Origin of the sequence: Halalkalibacter nanhaiisediminis, assembly GCF_007830185.1 — a bacterium.
Taxonomy (GTDB): domain Bacteria; phylum Bacillota; class Bacilli; order Bacillales; family Bacillaceae_D; genus Halalkalibacter; species Halalkalibacter nanhaiisediminis.
In genome coordinates this window covers 116,483-137,676 of record NZ_VLKZ01000009.1, presented here as the reverse complement: position 1 = coordinate 137,676, position 21,194 = coordinate 116,483, and the positions used below count along the sequence as shown (strand labels likewise).

The window sequence follows — 21,194 nt, the reverse complement described above, 5'->3', positions numbered from 1 at the left end:
GACATGCTAACTAGAAAGGCTTAACATGATAAAGAAGCATTTGGGTCTTCCTTTATAAAGGAGGGATTAAGGAATGCAAGATAGAAGAAATGTACAATAGAAAAATTTAATAGGGGTGGATGGTATGTGGAAAAATGAAGTGACAAAGCTATTAAATATTAACTATCCAATTTTACAAGCACCAATGGCAGGAGGAGTAACGACCTCTAAACTAGTAGCTTCCGTATCGAATTCAGGGGGACTGGGGATGATTGGTGCTGGTTATATGACACCAGCTCAAATTCGGGAGCAGATAAGAGAGATCAAGCAGCTGACACCGAACAATTTTGGAATTAATTTATTTGTCCCAAACGAGATTCACGCTACAGAGAGTGAAATAAATACGGCTATGGATCTAATGAAGCCTTTTTACGAGGAGCTTCAAATTGAAGAAAAGCAGGCTAAGGTTTCAAGTACGGAAGCAGCTTTAGTTAATTTTCATGAACAGGTGAAAGTAGTCATAGAAGAAAACGTTCCTATTTGTTCCTTTACTTTCGGAATCCCTTCTAAAAAAGTAGTTGTAGAACTTAAGGAAAACAATATTCTATTAATCGGAACAGCTACTAATGTGAAGGAAGCGATCGAAAATGAGAATCTTGGCATGGATTTGGTTTGTGTCCAGGGTTGTGAAGCTGGCGGACATCGAGGCACATTTATTGGTGGATTTGAAGAGAGCTTAATTGGCTTAATGTCATTGATTCCGCAAGTCGCAGATCAAATTAATATCCCTGTGATTGCAGCAGGCGGCATCATGGATGGAAGAGGATTAAGCGCTTCTATGTGTTTAGGTGCAAAGGCGGTACAGATGGGAACGGCCTTCTTAACCTGTCAGGAGAGTGGGGCTCATCATGTCCATAAAGAAGCAATCTTACATACGACAGAAGACGAAATCGTTTTAACGCGCGCATTTTCAGGTAAATGGGCAAGAGGAATTAAAAATCGATTTATAACAGAGATGAAGGAACATGAAGACGGCCTACCAAATTTCCCTGTGCAAAATACCCTTACCCAGCAAATAAGAGGGGCAGCTTCTTCGCAAAATAATCAAGAGTTTATGTCCCTTTGGTCTGGTCAAAGTCCGACGTTAGCTGAACATCAAACAGTTGAGGAATTAATCTCCAAGACAATGTCAGAAGCAAAAGCTATTATGACATGATGAACATAAATACAAAAAAAGTCTGTAGACCCTATGTGGGCATGTACAATCATCAGCCATTCTAAAAAATATGCTGTAAAGGCTTACAAAAAAGTGTTGCACATCTATTTTAGGGATGATATTATATGACTAATTAAATGAATACGAAGATTTACATTATGGATTGTTACTGGTTAAGCAGGCAAAACCGTAAACTACTACTACAGTGTTAGTTTATGGTTTTGCCTTTTTTTGTACTCGAATGTTTAAAAGGGTGATACAGATGGTCATACACAAAGTCTTAAATAACAATGTCGTAACCGTTTTCGATGAGCAAAAAAATGAATTAGTGATCATGGGAAGGGGCATTGCATTTCAAAAGAAATCTGGTGATGAGCTAGATCAGAATAAAATAGAGAAAATCTTTACGTTAGAGGATAAAGAAATATCAACAAGGCTGAAGGAGCTCTTTTCGAAAATTCCAATTGAGTCTGTTGAAACCTCTGAAGAGATTATTAAATTGGCGAAAATAAAATTAGGGAAAATGCTGCATGATAATATTTATGTGTCTTTGACGGATCATATCCACTTTGCGATGGAACGTTTTCAACAAGGCTTAGAAATTAAAAATGCTTTGTTATGGGAAACGAAGAAATTTTACAAAGAGGAATTTATGATTGGCAAAGAAGCACTTGATATAATTGAGAAAAAGCTAGGTGTTCGCTTGCCAGAGGATGAAGCTGGATTTATTGCATTGCACATTGTCAATGCTGAGTTAAATGAAGAAATGCCGAACATCGTTAATATCACAAAAATCATGCAGGAAATTTTAAATATCGTAAAATATCATTTCAATATTGATTATGATGAAGAATCATTACATTACTATCGTTTTGTGACCCATTTGAAATATTTTGCTCAACGGCTTTTAAGTGGGGCGAATATTGAAAGTAATGATGATACGTTATATGAGATGGTGAAAGAAAGATACAAGGAGTCATTTGAATGTGCGGAGAAGGTGAAGGCATATGTGAAAAAAACTTATGATCGTACATTATCAAATGAAGATATGCTGTATTTAACGATTCATATTGAAAGAGTGATAACTAAATAAGTCCGTTTAGGATTGTTACTGTTAACAGGCAAAACCTAAACATCGACTAGGGTGTTCTTTTTAAGAACGCTTAGTCGATGTTTAGGTTTTTTTCATTTCTAAGCATTAGAGGAGGAACTACAATGGATAAACAAAAATTAGCAAAAGAGGTATTAGAGCTTGTTGGGGGTGAAGAAAACGTTAGACAAGTCACCCATTGTATGACGAGATTACGCTTTTACTTACATGATGACGATCTCGCAAGCAAAGAAAAATTGGAACAAACAAAAGGCGTTGTCGGTGTGATGCAAAGTGGTGGTCAATATCAAGTCATCATTGGAAACGACGTAGCTGATGTGTATAAAGAATTAATGAAAGTGACAAACCTTTCTTCTGAACATAAAAGTCAAACCAAAGGTCCAAAAAAGAAACAAAATATTATTAGTAAGCTTTTTGATGTCCTTGGAAGCGTATTCACGCCAGTATTACCAGCGATTGCTGGTGCAGGGATGATTAAAGGATTGTTATCGATCCTTGTATCACTAGGTTGGCTCACAACAGACAATCAAACGTATATTATTCTTTCTGTTATTGGTGATGGGGTATTCTTCTTTCTTCCAATCATTTTAGCATATAGTGCAGCAAGAACATTCGGAAATAACCCATTTATAGCTGTCGCGATCGGGTCAGTTGTTGTTCATCCTCAAATGACCGAATTACTAGGGGCAGGGGAAAGCATATCCTTCTTAGGTTTGCCGGTAGTAGGGGTATCATACGCTTATTCGGTTATTCCGATTGTGATTACAATATGGCTAGCTTCGTATGTTGAAAAAGTACTTGATCGAATTACACCGAAATCGGTCAATTTAATTGTCGTTCCGATGGTTACGTTACTTATTGTTGTACCTTTAATGTTAATTGCGATTGGACCAGTAGGAACGGTAATCGGGGATTCATTATCCTCTGTCATTTCTTATTTATTTGATAACACTGGATTGTTTGCAGGTTTACTATTAGGTGGAACGATGTCACTTCTTGTTATTACGGGTATGCACCATGCGTTACTACCGATCATTTTGGACTCATTAGCAAGAAATAATTTTGACTATATTCTTCCTGTTATTGTAGCTGCCAACTTAGCTCAAGCAGGCGCAGCATTTGGTGTATTTTTAAAATCAAAAAACAAACAATTTAAATCACTCTCATTATCAACAAGCTTTACAGCTGCAATGGGGATTACAGAACCAGCTATGTACGGGGTCAATGTCAGATTGAAAAAGCCGTTTATTGCTGCCTTAATTGGTGGTGGTGTCGGTGGGGCGTTTATGACGCTATTTCATATTAGAGCATTCGTATTCCCAGGTAATGCAGGGTTACCAGGCTTCCCAATGTTCTTTGGAGGTTCACTGACAAATGCCATTCTAGGTATTTTAATTTCATTTATTGTAGCGGCCGTTATTACGTATTTCTTAGGATTTGAAGATGTGGTTTCAGCTGAAGATAATACGGTAGAAAAAAAGACAACACCGAAAAAAGAGGATTCGCCGAGAACTGTAAATCAACAAAACATTTATAGCCCAATAAAAGGAGAAGTAAAAGCACTTAGTGAAGTGAATGACCCAACGTTTGCTGGAGAAATCATGGGGAAAGGTGTTGCGATTGAACCTAGTGAAGGAAAGGTCGTCTCACCGATTAATGGAAAAGTGGTTTCTGTTTTTAAAACAAAGCATGCAATTGGATTAAAGAGTGATGACGGGGCAGAAGTGTTGATTCATGTTGGCATTGATACGGTGAAATTAGATGGAGAATTTTTCACTACTTATGTAAATGCTGATGACGAGGTAAAGGTGGGAGATTTGTTGCTCGAGTTTAACATCAAGGAGATCCAAAAAGCAGGGTATAACACGATCACGCCTATTATTATTACAAACACGAAGCAGTATACGACGATTGAGTCAAATCAACAAAAAGAAATAAATGAAAACGATCTATTGCTCACTTTACGTGTTTAATAGCTATTAATAAGGAGGAGTTTGATGATGAGTAAAGTAGAGAAGAAGTTTCCTGAAGGTTTTTTGTGGGGCGGGGCAGTAGCCGCTAACCAAGTAGAAGGTGCATATCTTGAAGGGGGGAAAGGTCTTTCAACAGCTGATGTGTTACCACATGGCATTATGAGCCCTTTTGATGATTCGATGGAAAACTATTATCCCTATCATACAGGAATTGATTTTTATCATCGTTATAAAGAGGATGTAGCTTTATTTGCAGAAATGGGCTTTAACTGCTTCCGGACATCAGTCGCTTGGACACGAATTTTCCCTAATGGGGATGAACTAGAGCCGAATGAAGAGGGCTTGCAATACTACGATGATTTATTTGATGAATTATTAAAGCGTAATATCCAACCAGTGGTCACAATCTCTCATTATGAAATGCCACTAGGACTTGTGAAGAATTATGGAGGATGGAAAAACCGCAAGCTGATCGAATTTTACGAACGCTATGCAAAGGTGTTATTTGAACGCTACAAAGATAAAGTGAAATATTGGATGACATTTAATGAGATCAATGTTGTCTTACACGCACCATTCACTGGTGGCGGACTTGTCTTTGCAGAAGGTGAGAATAAGAAAAATACGATGTATCAAGCAGCGCACCATCAGTTTGTCGCAAGTGCTTTAGCAGTCAAAGCCTGCCATGAAATTATTCCTGATGCGAAAATTGGTTGTATGCTTTCTTATCTTCCGACGTATGCATTGACGAGTAAGCCTGAAGACGTATGGGAGGCGCTTGAATTAGACCGAGAAGCTGTATTCTTTACAGATATTCAAGTTAGGGGATACTATCCATCCTATACAAAACGCTATTTTGCAGAAAATGATATTCACATTGAAATGGAAGATAGTGATGCGGATATTCTACATAACTATAAAGTAGATTATCTAGGATTTAGCTATTATATGAGTAGAACGGCTACGGCAACCCCTGAAGAAGCAGGTACAACGAATGCCAATATGATCATGGGAGGAGTCAAGAATCCGCATCTGAAAGCTTCAGAATGGGGATGGGAAATCGATCCAAAGGGTCTGAGATTTGCGCTTAACACGCTGTATGATCGTTATCAAGTGCCTTTATTTATCGTGGAAAATGGCTTTGGAGCTATTGATGTGCTAGAAGAAGGTGACATTGTAAATGATGACTATCGCATTGATTATTTAAGAGATCATATGAAAGAAATGAAAGAAGCGATTGCCGACGGTGTGGACTTAATCGGATATACATCTTGGGGACCAATCGATCTAGTAAGTGCTTCTACAGCTGAAATGAAAAAACGGTATGGCTTCATTTATGTCGATAAAGATAATGAAGGAAATGGTACACTTAGAAGAATTAAAAAGAAAAGTTTTCATTGGTACAAGGACGTTATTGCAACAAACGGAGAAAATTTAGATTAAAGTACGGTGAAGAAAAGAATCAAACAGTAAAGGCACAACAATCACAATTAGCTTTCCTGTAGTAAAGAGAATGATAAATTCATAATGGATGAGGAGAGAGGCAGATCATGAAGGGTGTCTGCCTCTTTTAAACAAACAAAAAAACCAGCTTCTAAAAAGAAACTGGTTTGATTTCACAAATTAGGAAGCCGCCTTTGCCGTATCAAAAATATAAGAAAGTTTTAAACCACCACTCCTCAAAGTGGGTGTTCGCAGAAGCTCTCCTGCATGTCCTCCATGTCTTATAGACAGAGGCTTGTCATTTTAGCTTCAATGTAAAACTCCCTAATTACAGCTTAAAGGTTAAAACTTAATCAATCTTACGTACAATGCAGCTTGTGTTATTATAATATAATATTTTCTCGGAATACGCAATGGTATTCTTTGTGAAACGACTTATTCAGTTTCTTCTCCCTCAACTGCTTCTATATCTGCTTCTATACGTTCATTTTCTACTACTGGTTCACTCCCATCCCCACAAGCAGCTAAGATAAAAGATAGACTTAAAGCCGATACAGCTAATAATAATTTCTTCATTGAAATCACCTTTCTTATTTCGTTTTCTTTATCTATTCCTTGTCGTCAAGAAAATGAAACCTCCACTCAACAATAATAGGTTTATCAGGACTTATTTATTTCAAAAGTTATGAAAATTTCATATAATAGAATAGTGTTAGTAGCTAATGAAAAGGAGTGTTATCATCTATGTCAAAAACTCATTATTTTCCGAGTGATGTAGTGCATTATTCTTGGGACGCTAAACGTGAGCCCGTTATTAAGATTCAAAGTGGAGATTCAGTCATTTTTGATACGAGGGAAGTAACAGATGGACAATTCAACCTCAATTCGACAACCGAAGCGATTGCTAACCTTGACTGGACTCGTGTGTATCCTCTAGCAGGTCCAGTTTATATAGAAGGGGCAGAGCCAGGTGATACACTAGCTGTTGAAATTTTAGATCTGAAAGTAAAAGACTGGGGATGGACGGCTGTTCTACCTGGGCTTGGTCTTTTAGCAGAGGATTTTCCTGATGCATATCTTCGTACGTTCGATTTATCAGACGGAGAATATATTCACTTTAGAGAAGATATTAAAGTGCCAATTGAAGCCTTTTTAGGTACGATGGGTGTTTGTCCACAGGATGCAGATGGTACTCCGATTATGCCACCTGGGACGTTTGGTGGAAACATGGATACTCGTCAATTGACGGTAGGAACGACGCTATATCTTCCTGTACAAGAAGTGGGGGCTTTGTTTAGTTGCGGTGACGGTCATGCGGCACAAGGTGATGGCGAAGTATGTGTATCAGCTTTGGAGTGCCCGATGGAATCACGTCTGAAGTTTACATTAATCAAAGGAAAGTCGATTCCAGCACCACAATTTCAGACAAAGGGGGCATTAACACCTAAAGTAAATCATGCAGGATTTTATGGTACAACGGGTGTTGGAACAGATTTAATGACGGCTTCACAAGATGCTCTTCGTGCGATGGTAGACCATATTGCGACAACGTACGATATGCCAAAGATCGATGCATATCTGCTTTCAAGTCAATGTGTTGACTTGAAAATATCTGAAATCGTTGATGCAGGTCATTATGTTGTTAGTGCTTTATTGCCGCTTGCGATTTTTGAAGAAAAATAGAGAAATAGCATATACGCAATTAGGTTAGCTAGTTTTTACTGGCTGGCCCTTTTTGTGTAGGTTAGTTCCTAGTTAAAAGAGAAAGAATGAGGCTTTTCTATTCGTATGAGAGTATAGGTTCATGAAAGTGAAAGAATACTTAGTGCATCTCGCTAATCTTGTTTCAAGCTTTCAGATAATGGGAATGAACTTTATACAAGAATTTTAAAAAATGATTGCAATCACGAAATCTGAACAGGTGGATTGGTGAAATATGGACATGTTTTCTCTTATACTAATAGTAGGTCTTCTCCTTAATCTACTTTTTATTATTATCTTAATTTTTATTGAAAGAAAAGATGCGACAACCACTTGGGCTTGGTTGTTTGTTCTGTATTTTCTCCCTTTTGTCGGATCGATTCTCTATCTCTTATTCGGCCAAGATGTTACACGACGGAATCAATTTAAAAAAGAAGCGGCAAAAAAAATTGGGATAGGGGAGGCTATTTCTTCTCAGAAAAAACAAGTAGAAGAACCTAATTTTTCGTTTGATATTCCAACTGTTGAACAGTATCGTGAGCTTGTGGATATGCACCTTATTCATCACGACGCTTTACTAGCTATCGAAAATGACGTAGAGCTTATCATTGATGGTCAAGATAAATTTGATCGGCTACTGAAAGACATTCAAGAAGCCAAGCAGTTTATTCATATTCAATATTATTTGTTTAGCAATGATGAGATTGGTGCACAATTGATTCGCCTCTTAACCGAAAAAGCAAACGAGGGGGTGAGTGTGCGCTTTCTCTATGATGACTTAGGATCTGCTAAGCTTAAAAAAAGCCACTTATCTGAATTAAAAGCGGCTGGAGGCGAAGTCGTTATTTTCTTTCCCTCTAAAATTCCTTTTATTAATTTTCGTTTGAACTATCGTAACCATCGAAAACTTGTTAATATTGACGGGCGAATTGGTTATGTTGGTGGATTTAATGTGGGAGTTGAATATCTTGGTAAAGATAAAAAGTTTGGTTATTGGCGCGATACTCATCTTCGAATTGAAGGAGATGCCGTTAAACCTTTACAAACGAAATTTATTCAAGATTGGAATCAAGCTTCAAAAGAAAAAAGGATGACCTTTCACAAGGAGTATTTTCCTGAGGTGAAAGGACAGAATGTGATACCGATGCAAATTGTCTCAAGTGGTCCTGATTCGGAAGGAGAAGAAATTAAGTATGGCTATTTAAAAATGATCATGGCTGCTAAGGAGTCGATTTATATTCAAACGCCGTACTTTATTCCTGATATTGCGATTCTTGATGCTTTGCGAGTAGCAGTCCTTTCAGGTATTGATGTCCGAATTATGATTCCAAATAAGCCTGATGGTCCATTTGTTTACTGGGCAACGTATGCTCATATAGGTGAAATGTTAAAGACGGGAGCGAAGGTATATCAATACGAACGAGGATTTATTCACTCGAAAACGATAGTAGTGGATCGGAAAATTAGTTCAGTGGGGACGGCAAATTTTGATATGCGAAGCTTTCAATTAAATTTCGAAATTAATTCATTTATCTATCACGATGAGACATCCGATAAGCTGGCAAAAGCATTTGAAGTAGATATGGAGGTTTCAAAAGAAATAACGTATGAGCTCTATCAAAAACGATCGAATTGGGTGAAATGTAAAGAAGCCTTTTCAACCCTTTTATCACCGATTTTATAATTACAAACCCTTGACTTAGATAGAATTGCTAAGTCGAGGGTTTTTTGATTTATGGGGGATATACGAGCTACCCTCTCAACATAGTGATTAAAGGGTTCTAGTAATTCGACATTTCTATTGTAAGTTAACCTTCCAAACCATCGCACAAAATGACTAATACTGTTTAGAATAAATGAACAAAGACGGTTCTTTTGAAGGAGGGAATGAAGTAGCCACTTATACGTAGATAATGGAGGAACTTATCATGAACCAATTATTTAAACCAGTTGTATCATTGATGAATCGCTTAACGTTTACTTGGAAATTTGCCCTTATTTTCCTACTATTTTTTCTTCCGCTTAGTGTTTTTACTTTAGTATTTATTAATCAATTACATGAACGGACGCAGCTTTCTGCTCAAGAAAAAGTAGGTCTAGAGTATTATCAAGAGGTTCGACATATTATTCAAAATGCACAAAGACATCGAGGAACAGCAGCTTTATATTTGGGAGGTGAAACGACTGCTTTAGGGAACTTGGTAGAACTGCAAGAAGATATTGATGGTTTTATAGATCGGATTGATCAGCAAAATGCAAGCTATGGTAATCCTTTAAGTCTTGGTGAAGAGTGGCAATTGCAAAAAAACAATTGGTATTTTATCAGAGATAATATTGAGAATCTTGAATTGGCTGAATCTTTTGAGCTACATACGGAATTTGTGAGTGGGTTGTTACAGTTGAATGCTCATATTAGTGAGAATGCAGAGCTCGTTTTAGATCCGGAATTACACGTTTTTCATTTAGTTGACATTACGATTAATGAGCTACCAATTGTTTTAGAATATATGGGACAGACAAGAGGAATTGGTTCTGGAATTTTAGCAAGAGGCAATATGACTGAAGAAGAGAGGCGGCAATTAATCTTTCTGACAGAAGGGATTGAATCCTCGTTACAAAACTCTCAGCGAGCAATGGCGATGGTTTTTGCTAATAATGAAGAGATAAGAAGTGAATTGGAAGCTTTAAATAACCAAGCCTTTGGATCGATTGATATATTAGCTACTACTATTCATGAAGAAATGATTACTGCTAGTGAGTTTCAATTAGAAGGTGAAGCTTATTATGAGCTTGCGACCACAACGATTGATCAAGTATATGAGTTGTTAGATAGAAATATTTTATTGCTTGAAAATACAATTGAAGAGCGAATAGAGGACTATACGTTCACACAGTATGTCGTCATTGCCATCCTCTTGTTGGTCGTATTATTGCTATTGTATTTGTTTATCGGTTTTTCGAAAGCCATTCATCATACGATTAAAGAGTTAAATGAGGCAACGAATATTATGGCAAATGGTGATTTAACGCAGGTGATTACAATTGATGCTAAAGATGAAACCAAATCAATTGAACAGTCATTAAATGAGATGCGTCAATCATTTCAAACGATGATTATGAAAAGTAAGGATGTAACAGATAGTGTGACGCAATCGACACATTTTTTAAATGAACAATCAGATGAAATGGCAGCTGCAAATGAGCAAATGGCACAGGCGATTAAGGAAGTCGCATCTGGTTCTGAAACGCAGCTAATCAGTGCTAGAGAAACGGCAAATGTTATGGAAGAAATGTCACTTGGAATTCAAAAGGTTGCCGAAACATCTTCAACGGTAGCTGAACGTTCGCTTGAAACGGCAAAGGACTCGGAAAGAGGAAATCAATCGATTGAAAAAGCAGTAAAACAGATGGATTTAATTAACTCAGTCGTTCAAGAGTTTTCTGAAGTAATCAACTCATTAGGTGAAAAATCAAAGGAAATTGGACAAATTAATGCAACGATATCCTCGATTTCCTCTCAGACAAATTTACTCGCTTTAAATGCCGCGATTGAAGCTTCAAGAGCAGGAGAACATGGACGGGGCTTTGCAGTTGTTGCACAAGAAGTGAGAAAGCTATCTGAGGAGTCAAAAAGAGCAGCACAACAAATTGAACGGATCATAAGTCAGTTAAGAGAAGAAACAGAACGATCTGTCTTTTCAATGGACGAAGTGAAATCAGAAGTGCAAGTAGGATTAAATGATGTAAACATGGCTGGAGAGACATTCAAGAACATTTTTCTATCTGTTCAATTTATATCAGAACAAATTCAAGAGCTGTCAGCTGTATCAGAGGAAATGTCAGCAGGCTCTGAAGAAGTGGCAGCGACAGTTGAAGAGATGGCTACTATTTCAAGTCATACGTCAAACAGTACAAAAGATGTAGCAGCTACATCACAAGATCAATTAAAGAAAATGGAAGAATTAACGGATTCGATAACGAGCTTAAATCAGCAAACGATAGAGCTGATGGAACAGATTAACCGTTTTAAAGTTTAATAATGCGACGTAATGAATAATTTGTAAATTATTAAGTGAACATTTTTTATAACTGGCTACATTTGAGGAAGTGTTAGCTTCAGCTACATCTCTATTAAAAATGGCAGAAGAACTACAGTCGCTTATTAAAAGCTTTAAATTTTAAGTCTAGAACCCCATGAAGAAAGAAAAGACACGATCACACTCATATTGCTGAGGCTATCGTGTCTTTTTTTGATTATTTCTTTACAGAGACTACTTGTTGCTTGGCTTCTTCTAGCATGTTATTAATCTTTTCGATGTATTCTTGCAAGCTCATGAAGTATTCCTCCTTTTCTATGAAATGATGTTATTATTTTTGATTGCTTGTTTGATTATGTAAGAGGCATTATTCTTTTAGGTCTTACTATTATGCCTAACGATTCGTTAGTATGATTGCCTCGTAGTAAAATTATTGCCCATTTATAAGGGGAATAAACCTGCTTGAAAATAAATGAGCCGATAGTCTTGCTCGCATAAAGAAAGTGAGAGTCTCTTGACCTGCTTTTCTGTGATTTTCTTAAAAGATTTGCTGTCATAATAAGTTAATATTTATGTGTTCATTCTTACTTTCATGATTAATTAGTAGAAAAGAGGGAAGTTCATCTAGGTAGGGAGGAATGAAATCGTGGATAAAATCAATGAAGATATTCAAGCATACCTAGAGGATATTATAAATGAAGAAAGAGATGTAGCGCGGAACGGGAGAATTCCTGACTATATCGAAAAAGTAGATAATGAGGATCACGGGGCGATCTCAATCGCGATAACTGGTTTGAATGGCAAAACGATTCAAGCGGGCGATGATGAAGGAAGATTTTCACTTCAAAGTATTTCAAAGGTCATTTCCTTGGCTGTTGCCTTAATGGATCAAGGGAAGGAAAAAGTCTTTCAACACGTTGGAAAAGAGCCGACGGGAGATCCTTATCATTCGTTAATGGGAATGGAAGTAAAAAAAGATGGTGGACCGCTTAATCCAATGGTTAATGCAGGTGCAATTGCAGTCGTTGGGCAGATTAAAGGGGAAACCGTTGATGAGCGTTTTCAAAAAGTGCTAGCTTTAACAAGGAAATTAGCAGGAAATCCAGAGATTGATTATAACCGTGAAGTTTATCAGTATGAGGATCAAGATTTAAATCGGGCATTGTTTTATTATAATCGTTCGGGTGGTTATGTCGAGGGTGATTTATTAGATGTTTTGCCCATCTATTGGAAGATGACGTCGATTGAAGTAACGATTAAGGAGTTAGCTCGTATAGGGGCGGTCATTGCAAATAATGGAAAAGATATCGACAGTGATGAACAAATTATCCCTTCAGATGTTGTAACGGTATTGAAGACGTTTATGGTCACTTGCGGTATGTACGATCAGTCGGGTGCGTTTGCAATTGATGTTGGAATACCAGCAAAAAGCGGCATCTCTGGCGGGATTGTCGCGGCAGTACCAGGACGAATGGGCATTGCTGTTCTTGGACCAGACTTAAATAAACACAACAATAGTATTGCAGGTGTTCGTTTATTGCGAAAGATGTCTGAGAGGTGGAATTTAAGCCTATTTAATCAATAAATATTCAAATTAGCCGTTTCGATCACCACTAAGAAACGGCTAATATTTTTAGTAAATGAGCTTACTTCTGCAAAAGAAACGATTGAATAAAAAAAGCCATTCTTAATCGCATCGTTTCATCAGAGCTCTTAATATCTCTTCCGAGTAGTTCCTCGCATTTTTTGATTCGATAAATGACTGTATTACGGTGAACAAACATACTTTTTGCTGTTTCGGCAATTTGACAATTATTGTTTAAAAAATAGGAGAGCGTCTGAACCAAATCCTTCTTTTCTTTGTCTTTCGGATAGGCCAATTCTTTCAGAGAGGTTTGATAGAATTCTTTTAACTTTTGAGAAGGAATCGTTTTCAACAGTTCGGTCAGCTCTTTTGTGCGATATGTTTTAATGAATTTATTTTTATTCTCTCGATAGCCCATTCTGAGAGAATCCACGGCTTCTTGAAAAGCTATCCCTATGTCGTTTAATTTTTCAGCTATATTGCTTATCCCAAATGATAAGCCGGTATCTAACGTATGATACACTTCATCTTGTGTTTGGCGAATCACATCCAGCAGGTTCTTCTCTACGGATTCATTGTAGAAATCAAACCCGATTAAAATGCCAAAAAGATCGCCTTTTGAAAATACAATACTACTGTTGAACTGCTTCCCAATTAACACTTCAACTAATTCATAGATCACGTCTCTTTTGTTATTCATTTCTTTTTCAGCTTGCAATGGATAATTTTCTAAAGAGTAGTCAGAACCACCATCGATTTTAAACGTAATGCAAACGTATTGAAGTGACTTGTCTAATGCGTATGTTTTTCCTCGACTTTGAATTTCTTCTTCTGTAGCAATTGTACCATCGATTAAATCAGTGAAAAATTCATTTTTCAAACGTCTTGAATGCTGCTCTAGAGCATGTAGCTTCATAAATTCAAATGAAATCACATTAGAGGCTTGCTCGATTGCAAGTAAGAAAGAGTTATTATGTGATTTGGCTTTCCCTAGTATGACAACATATCCTTTTTGTTGATTGACTGTGTTAATTGGATAAAGGGAAAACTCTTTATAAGGGGAAGAGGTCTCTTCATTAGGTAGCGTTAATGCTAAATATTGATCAATTTCTTGGCGATGAATCAAGTCATGAATGTGCCAATACACTTCAAAAAATGAATCCTGATCAATTCTATGAGAAGAGCTCAAAATATCAAGACGGTAGTTTAATAAAACGACTGGTGCATCTAATAGCGATGAAAGACTGGCGATGACACTGGAAAATCCTCCGCCAGACATGACAATATTTGAAAATTCTTTATGAGTGTTTAAGGCATAATTCAATTCCTCTGTCCGCTCCTTAAGAATACAGCCTAATGATTCATTAAGCATTTCTCCTAACGAATAGTGAAGAGGCAACTCAATAATGGGAAAGTTTAATTTGTTCGCTTCGGTAATAATTTCTTCTGGAATTTCCTCAATATATCTCTTTGTTTTTAATCCTAACCCAGCGCAGCCTTGTTTAGCCATTTGCTGCACTAATTCGATCAATGCTTGTCGGTCATGATGAAGAGAGTAGGCTGTTGTCAAAAGCAATTGTTCGGCATTTAAATAATGAATAATATCAGGAGCATCCATCAAATTAACGGATTGGACTGGGTTCGTTAAACCGAGTTGTCCAGCCACGACTGTCGCGTCCTTGAATGTGGAAAGGTTCAATACATCTATCAGTTTCATTTTTGATTCACTCCTTTATGTAGAAAAATACATGTTAAGTAGGATCTTTCTCTTTGTTGTTAATAATGTACAAAAAAAATGGCGGCGCGAAAACTTCTATGGGATATTCTCTTACAAAATTTATCAATTATTTAGTTGAATCAGCCAAAATAGATAAAAATGGATCATGTGGGTGGGGATGTCTGTGAAACAATTAATGATAAAAAATGGAACAGTTTATACAGACGGTACTTTTAAGCGGGCGCGCGTTATTGTCCACAAAGGCTTGGTTGAGCAAATCATTCTTCCAAAAACAGAGGTAGATGAGAGCAACTTTTTAAAAGTGGTTGATGCATCTGACAGCTATGTTCTTCCTGGTTTTATCGATTCTCATGTTCATTTTAATGATCCAGGGAGAGAAGAATGGGAAGGGTTTTATTCTGGCAGTCGAGCTGCGGCAGCTGGAGGTACAACAACGGTTTTTGATATGCCGCTAAATAGCAGTCCATCTGTTACAAATACTCATATTTTAGAAATGAAAAAGAAGCATGTCAGCTCGCGTTCGTGGATTCACTACGGGTTATGGGGTGGAATAACAGCTGCAAACGTTGGAGATGAAGAAGAACTCAAAGGCATGAAAGAAGCAGGCATCGTTGGTTTCAAAGCCTTTTTATCTGATAGTGGAATAGGAGATTTCGAGAAGATTTCAAAGGATCAGTTAAAAGAAGCGATGATCAAGGCGAAAAAATTACATGCTATTTTGGCTTTGCATGCAGAGGACCAGGATCTTATTGAACACTACACCTCCCAATTACTAATGGATAAGCGAACGGATCGTCAAGCGTTCTTAAATAGTCGCCCACCAAGTGCCGAGCTTGCTGCGATTACAGATGCATTGAAGAAAGTCGAACAAACGAAGGTGTCAGTTCATTTTGTTCATGTTAGTTCACCGCACTCCATTGAATTAATCAATCAATACAAAGAAAACGGGTTCGATGTTTCAGTTGAGGTTTGCCCTCATTATTTACTTTTTGATGAACAAGATTTCTTGAACGTTGGTCCACTGTTAAAATGCGCCCCGCCTCTCCGAAGTCGTGACATGGTTGAAGAATTGTGGAAGTGCGTGGAACGAGGATGGGTTGATATCATTGGTACTGATCATTCTCCATGTCCGATTCAAATGAAATCAGAAGGTGACCAAAATATTTGGAAGGCTTGGGGAGGGATTCAAGGGATCCAATTCGGCTTTCAATTCTTTCTGCAAGAAGCAATGAAGCGTGGTTTTTCCATAGAAAAGTTGGTTCCGCTTTTAACTTCAAATGTAGCAAAACGCTTTGGTCTTTCTGAAAAAAAGGGAGACATACAAGCTGGATATGATGCGGATTTGACGATTGTAAAGATGAATAGGCAATGGTCAGTGAATAAATCTAACACGTATACGCGTCATCCTTATTCCCCTTATGAAAAGCTGGAAGCAACAAGTAAGATCATGGCTACGGTTGTAAGTGGTGATGTGATTTATGAAAATGATCAATTTATCGAGAGAACCAAAGAGCCAATGGACGTTTCGGCTTTTAGTGGATTTAGCTAATGTTGCAATCTAACTTTGTTTATTATAAACAGTGTTTCTGGCATTCTCATTCTTTATGATCAAACCATAGGAGAGGATTTTAGAGGAAAGGAGTGCTGAAGAGTGCTAACGAAGCAAATCGTTTGGAAACCGAAAACTCTAGAAGAAGCGTGGAATATTCATGATCATCTTGAACCGAACAGTTATTGTTACGTTTCAGGTGGGACTTGGCTCAGGACGCAGTGGGAGGCAAATCTTCGTAAGATGTCTCCTCATCTGATTAGTCTTGAACAGATTTTAGCGATGAGTCAAATTGAAGAACAAATTATCTCTGGAAAGAGAGTCATTACAATTGGCGCAGCGACAACGCTCGCAGATTGTATAAAGAATCCACTTTTAAACAAATATCTAGCAACCATTGTGAAGGCCTGTCGTCATATTGCTGCCACGTCAATCCGTAATCAAGCTACAATAGGTGGCAATATTTATACGGCTATTGGCGACTCGATTCCAGCTTTCCTGATTTTTGATACACAGTTGCAATGGTATAACGGTACGGAAATAGAGGTGGAATCGTTGGAAGGCTGGCTATTTAAGCTTCAAGCAAATGAGTTCAAAAGGGATAAACGTATATTAGTTGGATTAAAAATCGAAATCGATGAACAACTGCTACATGAAGGTTTCTCCTTTTATATGAAAGTAGGAAGAAGGGAAGCATTTACACCATCTGTTGTGAATGTGGCGAGTAAAGGATTTATTGATCAAACGGGTGTCGTTCGTAACGTTGCGATAGCGGCTGGGGGTGGTGCCATTTCTGCAAAGAGACTATCGAAAGCAGAATGGGAGCTAGAACATCAGCCATTTTCAATTGATCGACTTAAAAAGGTTCATAAGCTGATAGTAGAGGAGCATGCGGCACAAACAGATGCGTTTGCTACTGCTCATTATAAAAAATCAGTTGTTGCCAATCTCATAACGAGTGAATTATATCGTCTTAGCAAAGGTGGTGATGATGATGCTTTTAAGTCGTGAGTCTAGTAAATGGAAGGTGAGGCCAGATGGCAAGGAGAAGGTAACGGGTAGGCTCCGCTATTTAACGGATATGAAAGGTGCAAATATGCTTTACGGCAGAGTACTTCGAAGTTCGTACCCTCACGCACGCATTCATTCTATTGATATTTCAGTGGCATTGAGGCATCCAGGTGTAAAAGCTGTCCTTACTCATCGTGATATCCCTGGTTTGAACGGATTTGGAATTAGTCAGCCAGATCAGCCAGTCTTTTGTGATGAGCTAGTCCGCTTTGAAGGTGATGCAGTTGCTGCTGTAGCTGCAGAGACAAAGGAGGCTGCAGAAGAAGCATTGCAGCTAATTCAAGTGGAATATGAGGAATTAGACGTACTGAGCTCTCCTGAAGCTGCCTTGGATGAAGGGGCACCTCTCATTCATCCAGCAGGGAACATTCTCCATGAGACCGATTATTCACGGGGAGATGTAGAAGGGGCTTTTCAAAATTGTACTTACATTGTGGAAGAAACGTATGAGACACCCAGGCAAATGCATACGTATTTGGAAACCGAGGGTGGACTTTTTGTTCCTGAAGCAGATGGAAAGCTAATTGTCTATGCTCCGACACAGCATGGTTATAAGGATCGGATGCAATTAGCGCGAATCCTTGCCATACCTGAAGAGACTATTCGAGTGATCTCTAGCCCAATCGGTGGATCGTTTGGAGGAAAGGATGAATTAAATGTACAGCCTTACGGGGCATTGCTCGCTCTACATTGCCAAAGGCCAGTCAAGATGCATTTTTCAAGATGGGAATCTGTGAAAGCGGGATTAAAGCGTCACCCAATGAAAGTGACAATGAAGACAGGGATTGATTCTGACGGTAAGTTACTTGCTCATCAAGCTCGTATTCTTTCTGATACAGGTGCCTATTCGACACTTGGGGGACCCGTTTTAAATTTTGCAACTGAGCATGCGATGGGGCCGTATCTGATTCCGCATGTTGATGTGAAGGGGAAAGCCGTCTATACAAATAACGGAGTGTCAGGTGAGTTTCGCGGCTTTGGAGGGAATCAAGTTATTTTTGCCTTAGAGGGTCAGATGGATCGCTTAGCTGAACAATTACAGATTGAACCATGGGAGCTACGAAGAAGAAATCTACGTCAACTTAACGATCTTGGGCCGATGGGACAGCGTATCGTTCCAACAGATGGTCCAAAGCAAGTGTGGGAGGCCTTGCAGCGATCACCTATTTGGCAAAAAAGAATAGAATCAACAAAAAATAGTAGTCTGTGGCTGAGACGCGGTATCGGTTTGGCGATGGCAATGCATGGTTCTGGCTTGGGATATGGAATTCCTGATCATGCAGGCGGAACAATACGACTTAGTAAGGAAGGGAAAATTGAAGTTGCATTCGGTCATGAGGAGTTTGGCCAAGGTTTACTTTCAACCTTAGAAATATTAATGCAAGATCATTTTCAATGTGAAAGAGACGACTTAAATATCATTATTGGCGATACCGAGCTTGTGCCATCAAGTGGGTCATCTACTGCATCACGGACGACCAATATGGTTTGGCAATCTCTTAATCGTTTGAAAGCCCCATTTTTAGAAGCTCTATTTGAAAGAGCATCGTTCCTTACTGGGATACCAAAAGAGCAATTACAAACAGGACGAAGTGGGATTTGGATGGATAAAAAAGGCTATAGACAGCAAGTACTTACGTATAAACAGATAGCTGATAGTGGTGTTGAAGATCTGGAGTTTACAACTGCGTTTCATTATCCCATTACACCTGATCCAATTATCGGTGCGCATTATCTTTATACAAGTACGGCGGTTATTGTAGAGGTTGAAGTGAATTTGCTAACAGGGATGGTTACTATTATTGGCATTGATCACGTTGTTGCAGCTGGTCCAGTCATCAACCCGATGGGGTATGTTGGTCAAATCGAAGGCGGGAGTGTGATGGCTTTAGGTTTTACGTTGACTGAAGATGCCGTTATGGATGGGGGACGATATGTCACAAAAAATTTGGATACGTATATGATTCCCACCATTTTGGATGTGCCAGTGCAACATGTTGAAGCAATTGAGGAGCTGCCCGACGGTGATTCATTCGGTCCGCGTGGAGTGGGTGAAGTAGGTTCAGTTGCGCTCGCCCCAGCTATTGTCTCAGCTGTTAGACAGGCAACAGGCAAATGGGTGAAGTCATTACCAATCAAGCCAGAAGAATTACTTCAGGACTCACTTTTTCTTGAAGAGATAGAGGGGGAGAAGACGTATGAGTCAAAAAGTCAATCCGTCAGTAAGTGAAAAGATGTTAACGTTTGAAATGAACGGAAAGACAATGAATCTTTCAGTGGATCCTGCAAGACGTCTAATTGATATTCTCCGATATGATTTAGATCTAACAGGAACGAAGGTGTCATGTGAGATTGGCCGGTGCGGGGCGTGTATGGTTTTAATTGATGGCAAAACATACAATTCATGCTTAACAATGGCTTATCAATGTGAAGGAAAAAAAGTGGTGACGATTGAGGGAATAAGTGCAGGGGAGGTGGATCCTATTTTGCAAGCCTTTTTAGAAGAAGGTGGATTTCAATGCGGATATTGCACACCAGGCATGGTTATCTCATTAAAGGCTTTATTAAAAGAACATCCGCACCCTACGGTTGAGCAATTAAAAGAAGGATTAGCAGGGAATTTATGCCGTTGTACTGGTTATGGTGGAATCTACAGAGTATTAGAGCGATTAAGTAGAATAGAACCCGTTTAAATGGAGTGGGGGGAGAACAATGAAAGAGCTTTATAAATATCTGAACATTATGAAATCGAAACCAGATCAATCATTTGCTTTAGCGACGGTTATTCAAGTGAAGGGATCTGCTTACCGTCATGAAGGCGCCAAAATGCTCTTTTCTGAAAATGGTGAGCAATACGGAATGATCAGTGGAGGATGTCTTGAGGAAGATTTGTCTAGTTATGCCCAGGAAGCGATGACGTTACAGAAGCACCAAACGGTTACGTATAATTTACGAATAGAAGATGACTTAGGCTGGGGAAAAGGTGCGGGCTGTAATGGGGAAATCACTATTTTGCTTGAGCCTATTAAATGGAATGATACAAAGCATTTTCTGTCTCGAGTTTTAGAAAGATTAGAGAGAGGAGAACGCCTTGTTTCCATTAGTGATTTGAGTAGACAGAAAGATGGTGTGCGTTTATTTGTGGCAGAAGATGGAGAAGTGATAGGGACACGGCTTCCTCATTTAAAAAAGGTTGTCATGCCTACAGTAAACCAAATGTTTAAAACAGAGAGGACTTTCGAATATCAGCATTTTATCGAATTGAATACGACTTTCATGTTTGAATTACATGAACCACAAGATACTCTCTATATCTTCGGTGCGGGTACTGATGCCGAACCACTTGTAAAGCGAGCGGCTGAATTTGATTTTTTGCCAGTTGTCATTGATCCAAGGGAAAGCCGCTGTAAGAGAGCATGTTTTCCAAATGCTAGCTCGTTCATCATTGAACATCCTGAAAATTTCCTCGCAAAAAACTGTCTTAAAAAGAATAGTTACGTGTTAATTATGACTCATCAATTCCAACAAGACCAACAAATATTAACGTATTTCTTAGAGCAAGAGAACCGACCTAAATACGTTGGTATACTTGGTCCGAAAAAAAGAACAGAAAAACTTGTAGCGTCTCTCCCATTACCAGAATGGATCCACTCACCAGTTGGTATTTCGATTCATGCTGAAGGAGCAGAAGAAATCAGCATCAGCATTTTAGGAGAATTGATTCAAGTCAGAAATGAAAAGAGAATGTTGATGAGAAAAAAGAAGAAGCGAGAAACGGTTGTGTAAAGGAA

At 38.5% G+C, this 21,194-nt stretch carries 15 protein-coding genes and 1 other RNA gene; 13 read left to right on the top strand and 3 right to left on the bottom strand.

The window, feature by feature from the left end:
* Nucleotides 1–124: 124 nt before the first annotated feature.
* The 4 genes from IQ10_RS15125 to bglH all read left to right on the top strand — a co-directional run bounded on the left by IQ10_RS15125 (nucleotide 125) and on the right by bglH (nucleotide 5,722).
* On the top strand, nucleotides 125–1,195 hold the full coding sequence (locus IQ10_RS15125) for an NAD(P)H-dependent flavin oxidoreductase (RefSeq protein ID WP_144451334.1): 1,071 nt from the start codon (nucleotides 125–127) through the stop codon (nucleotides 1,193–1,195).
* A 262-nt stretch (nucleotides 1,196–1,457) separates the two neighbouring features.
* Complete coding sequence (gene licT, locus IQ10_RS15120; RefSeq protein ID WP_144451333.1) at nucleotides 1,458–2,288, top strand: BglG family transcription antiterminator LicT; 831 nt, start codon at nucleotides 1,458–1,460, stop codon at nucleotides 2,286–2,288.
* 122 nt (nucleotides 2,289–2,410) lie between these two features.
* On the top strand, nucleotides 2,411–4,279 hold the full coding sequence (locus IQ10_RS15115; RefSeq protein WP_144451332.1) for a beta-glucoside-specific PTS transporter subunit IIABC: 1,869 nt from the start codon (nucleotides 2,411–2,413) through the stop codon (nucleotides 4,277–4,279).
* Nucleotides 4,280–4,306: 27 nt separating this feature from the next.
* Complete coding sequence (gene bglH, locus IQ10_RS15110) at nucleotides 4,307–5,722, top strand: aryl-phospho-beta-d-glucosidase (protein ID WP_144451331.1); 1,416 nt, start codon at nucleotides 4,307–4,309, stop codon at nucleotides 5,720–5,722.
* Between the two features lie 181 nt (nucleotides 5,723–5,903).
* Here the strand turns inward: bglH and ssrS are convergent.
* Both ssrS and IQ10_RS18075 read right to left on the bottom strand, forming a co-directional pair.
* A non-coding RNA gene (gene ssrS, locus IQ10_RS15105) (6S RNA) lies at nucleotides 5,904–6,102 on the bottom strand.
* Nucleotides 6,103–6,157: 55 nt separating this feature from the next.
* Nucleotides 6,158–6,298 carry a hypothetical protein gene (locus IQ10_RS18075; protein WP_158640060.1) on the bottom strand — a complete coding sequence of 47 codons (141 nt, stop codon included), beginning with the start codon at nucleotides 6,296–6,298 and terminating at the stop codon, nucleotides 6,158–6,160.
* A 168-nt stretch (nucleotides 6,299–6,466) separates the two neighbouring features.
* On the opposite strand from IQ10_RS18075, the gene IQ10_RS15100 reads away from it, so the two are divergent.
* From IQ10_RS15100 to glsA, 4 genes are all read left to right on the top strand, one after another.
* Nucleotides 6,467–7,405, top strand: coding sequence for an acetamidase/formamidase family protein (locus tag IQ10_RS15100; RefSeq protein ID WP_144451330.1), 939 nt, complete (start codon nucleotides 6,467–6,469; stop codon nucleotides 7,403–7,405).
* A gap of 253 nt (nucleotides 7,406–7,658) precedes the next feature.
* Nucleotides 7,659–9,107: a cardiolipin synthase gene (cls, locus tag IQ10_RS15095; RefSeq protein WP_144451329.1), complete on the top strand. Its 1,449-nt coding sequence runs from the start codon at nucleotides 7,659–7,661 to the stop codon at nucleotides 9,105–9,107.
* Nucleotides 9,108–9,351: 244 nt separating this feature from the next.
* A complete protein-coding gene (locus tag IQ10_RS15090) occupies nucleotides 9,352–11,460 on the top strand; it encodes a methyl-accepting chemotaxis protein (protein ID WP_158640059.1) in 2,109 nt (702 codons plus the stop codon).
* A 646-nt stretch (nucleotides 11,461–12,106) separates the two neighbouring features.
* Nucleotides 12,107–13,045, top strand: coding sequence for a glutaminase A (glsA, locus tag IQ10_RS15085; RefSeq protein WP_158640058.1), 939 nt, complete (start codon nucleotides 12,107–12,109; stop codon nucleotides 13,043–13,045).
* 61 nt (nucleotides 13,046–13,106) lie between these two features.
* Here the strand turns inward: glsA and IQ10_RS15080 are convergent, their stop codons facing one another.
* Nucleotides 13,107–14,762, bottom strand: a complete 1,656-nt coding sequence (locus tag IQ10_RS15080; RefSeq protein ID WP_144451326.1) for a PucR family transcriptional regulator — start codon at nucleotides 14,760–14,762, stop codon at nucleotides 13,107–13,109.
* A gap of 184 nt (nucleotides 14,763–14,946) precedes the next feature.
* On the opposite strand from IQ10_RS15080, the gene allB reads away from it, so the two are divergent.
* From allB to IQ10_RS15055, 5 genes are all read left to right on the top strand, one after another.
* Complete coding sequence (gene allB / locus IQ10_RS15075; protein ID WP_158640057.1) at nucleotides 14,947–16,332, top strand: allantoinase AllB; 1,386 nt, start codon at nucleotides 14,947–14,949, stop codon at nucleotides 16,330–16,332.
* A gap of 102 nt (nucleotides 16,333–16,434) precedes the next feature.
* Nucleotides 16,435–17,343 (top strand): FAD binding domain-containing protein, encoded by a 909-nt coding sequence (locus IQ10_RS15070; protein ID WP_144451324.1) that lies wholly within the window; start codon nucleotides 16,435–16,437, stop codon nucleotides 17,341–17,343.
* Nucleotides 17,327–19,633 (top strand): xanthine dehydrogenase subunit D, encoded by a 2,307-nt coding sequence (pucD, locus tag IQ10_RS15065; protein ID WP_144451323.1) that lies wholly within the window; start codon nucleotides 17,327–17,329, stop codon nucleotides 19,631–19,633. The genes IQ10_RS15070 and pucD overlap by 17 nt, the downstream gene beginning before the upstream one ends.
* Nucleotides 19,602–20,096 (top strand): 2Fe-2S iron-sulfur cluster-binding protein, encoded by a 495-nt coding sequence (locus tag IQ10_RS15060; protein WP_144451322.1) that lies wholly within the window; start codon nucleotides 19,602–19,604, stop codon nucleotides 20,094–20,096. The genes pucD and IQ10_RS15060 overlap by 32 nt, the downstream gene beginning before the upstream one ends.
* Nucleotides 20,097–20,115: 19 nt before the next feature.
* Nucleotides 20,116–21,189 (top strand): XdhC family protein, encoded by a 1,074-nt coding sequence (locus tag IQ10_RS15055; RefSeq protein WP_144451321.1) that lies wholly within the window; start codon nucleotides 20,116–20,118, stop codon nucleotides 21,187–21,189.
* Nucleotides 21,190–21,194: the final 5 nt, after the last annotated feature.

Bases quoted from the DNA above. Each gene is read 5' to 3' on its own strand.
- IQ10_RS15125 (WP_144451334.1), top strand. From the start codon at position 125: ATGTGGAAAAATGAAGTGACAAAGCTATTAAATATTAACTATCCAATT.
- licT (WP_144451333.1), top strand. From the start codon at position 1,458: ATGGTCATACACAAAGTCTTAAATAACAATGTCGTAACCGTTTTCGAT.
- IQ10_RS15115 (WP_144451332.1), top strand. From the start codon at position 2,411: ATGGATAAACAAAAATTAGCAAAAGAGGTATTAGAGCTTGTTGGGGGT.
- bglH (WP_144451331.1), top strand. From the start codon at position 4,307: ATGAGTAAAGTAGAGAAGAAGTTTCCTGAAGGTTTTTTGTGGGGCGGG.
- IQ10_RS18075 (WP_158640060.1), bottom strand. From the start codon at position 6,298: ATGAAGAAATTATTATTAGCTGTATCGGCTTTAAGTCTATCTTTTATC.
- IQ10_RS15100 (WP_144451330.1), top strand. From the start codon at position 6,467: ATGTCAAAAACTCATTATTTTCCGAGTGATGTAGTGCATTATTCTTGG.
- cls (WP_144451329.1), top strand. From the start codon at position 7,659: ATGGACATGTTTTCTCTTATACTAATAGTAGGTCTTCTCCTTAATCTA.
- IQ10_RS15090 (WP_158640059.1), top strand. From the start codon at position 9,352: ATGAACCAATTATTTAAACCAGTTGTATCATTGATGAATCGCTTAACG.
- IQ10_RS15080 (WP_144451326.1), bottom strand. From the start codon at position 14,762: ATGAAACTGATAGATGTATTGAACCTTTCCACATTCAAGGACGCGACA.
- pucD (WP_144451323.1), top strand. From the start codon at position 17,327: ATGCTTTTAAGTCGTGAGTCTAGTAAATGGAAGGTGAGGCCAGATGGC.
- IQ10_RS15060 (WP_144451322.1), top strand. From the start codon at position 19,602: ATGAGTCAAAAAGTCAATCCGTCAGTAAGTGAAAAGATGTTAACGTTT.
- IQ10_RS15055 (WP_144451321.1), top strand. From the start codon at position 20,116: ATGAAAGAGCTTTATAAATATCTGAACATTATGAAATCGAAACCAGAT.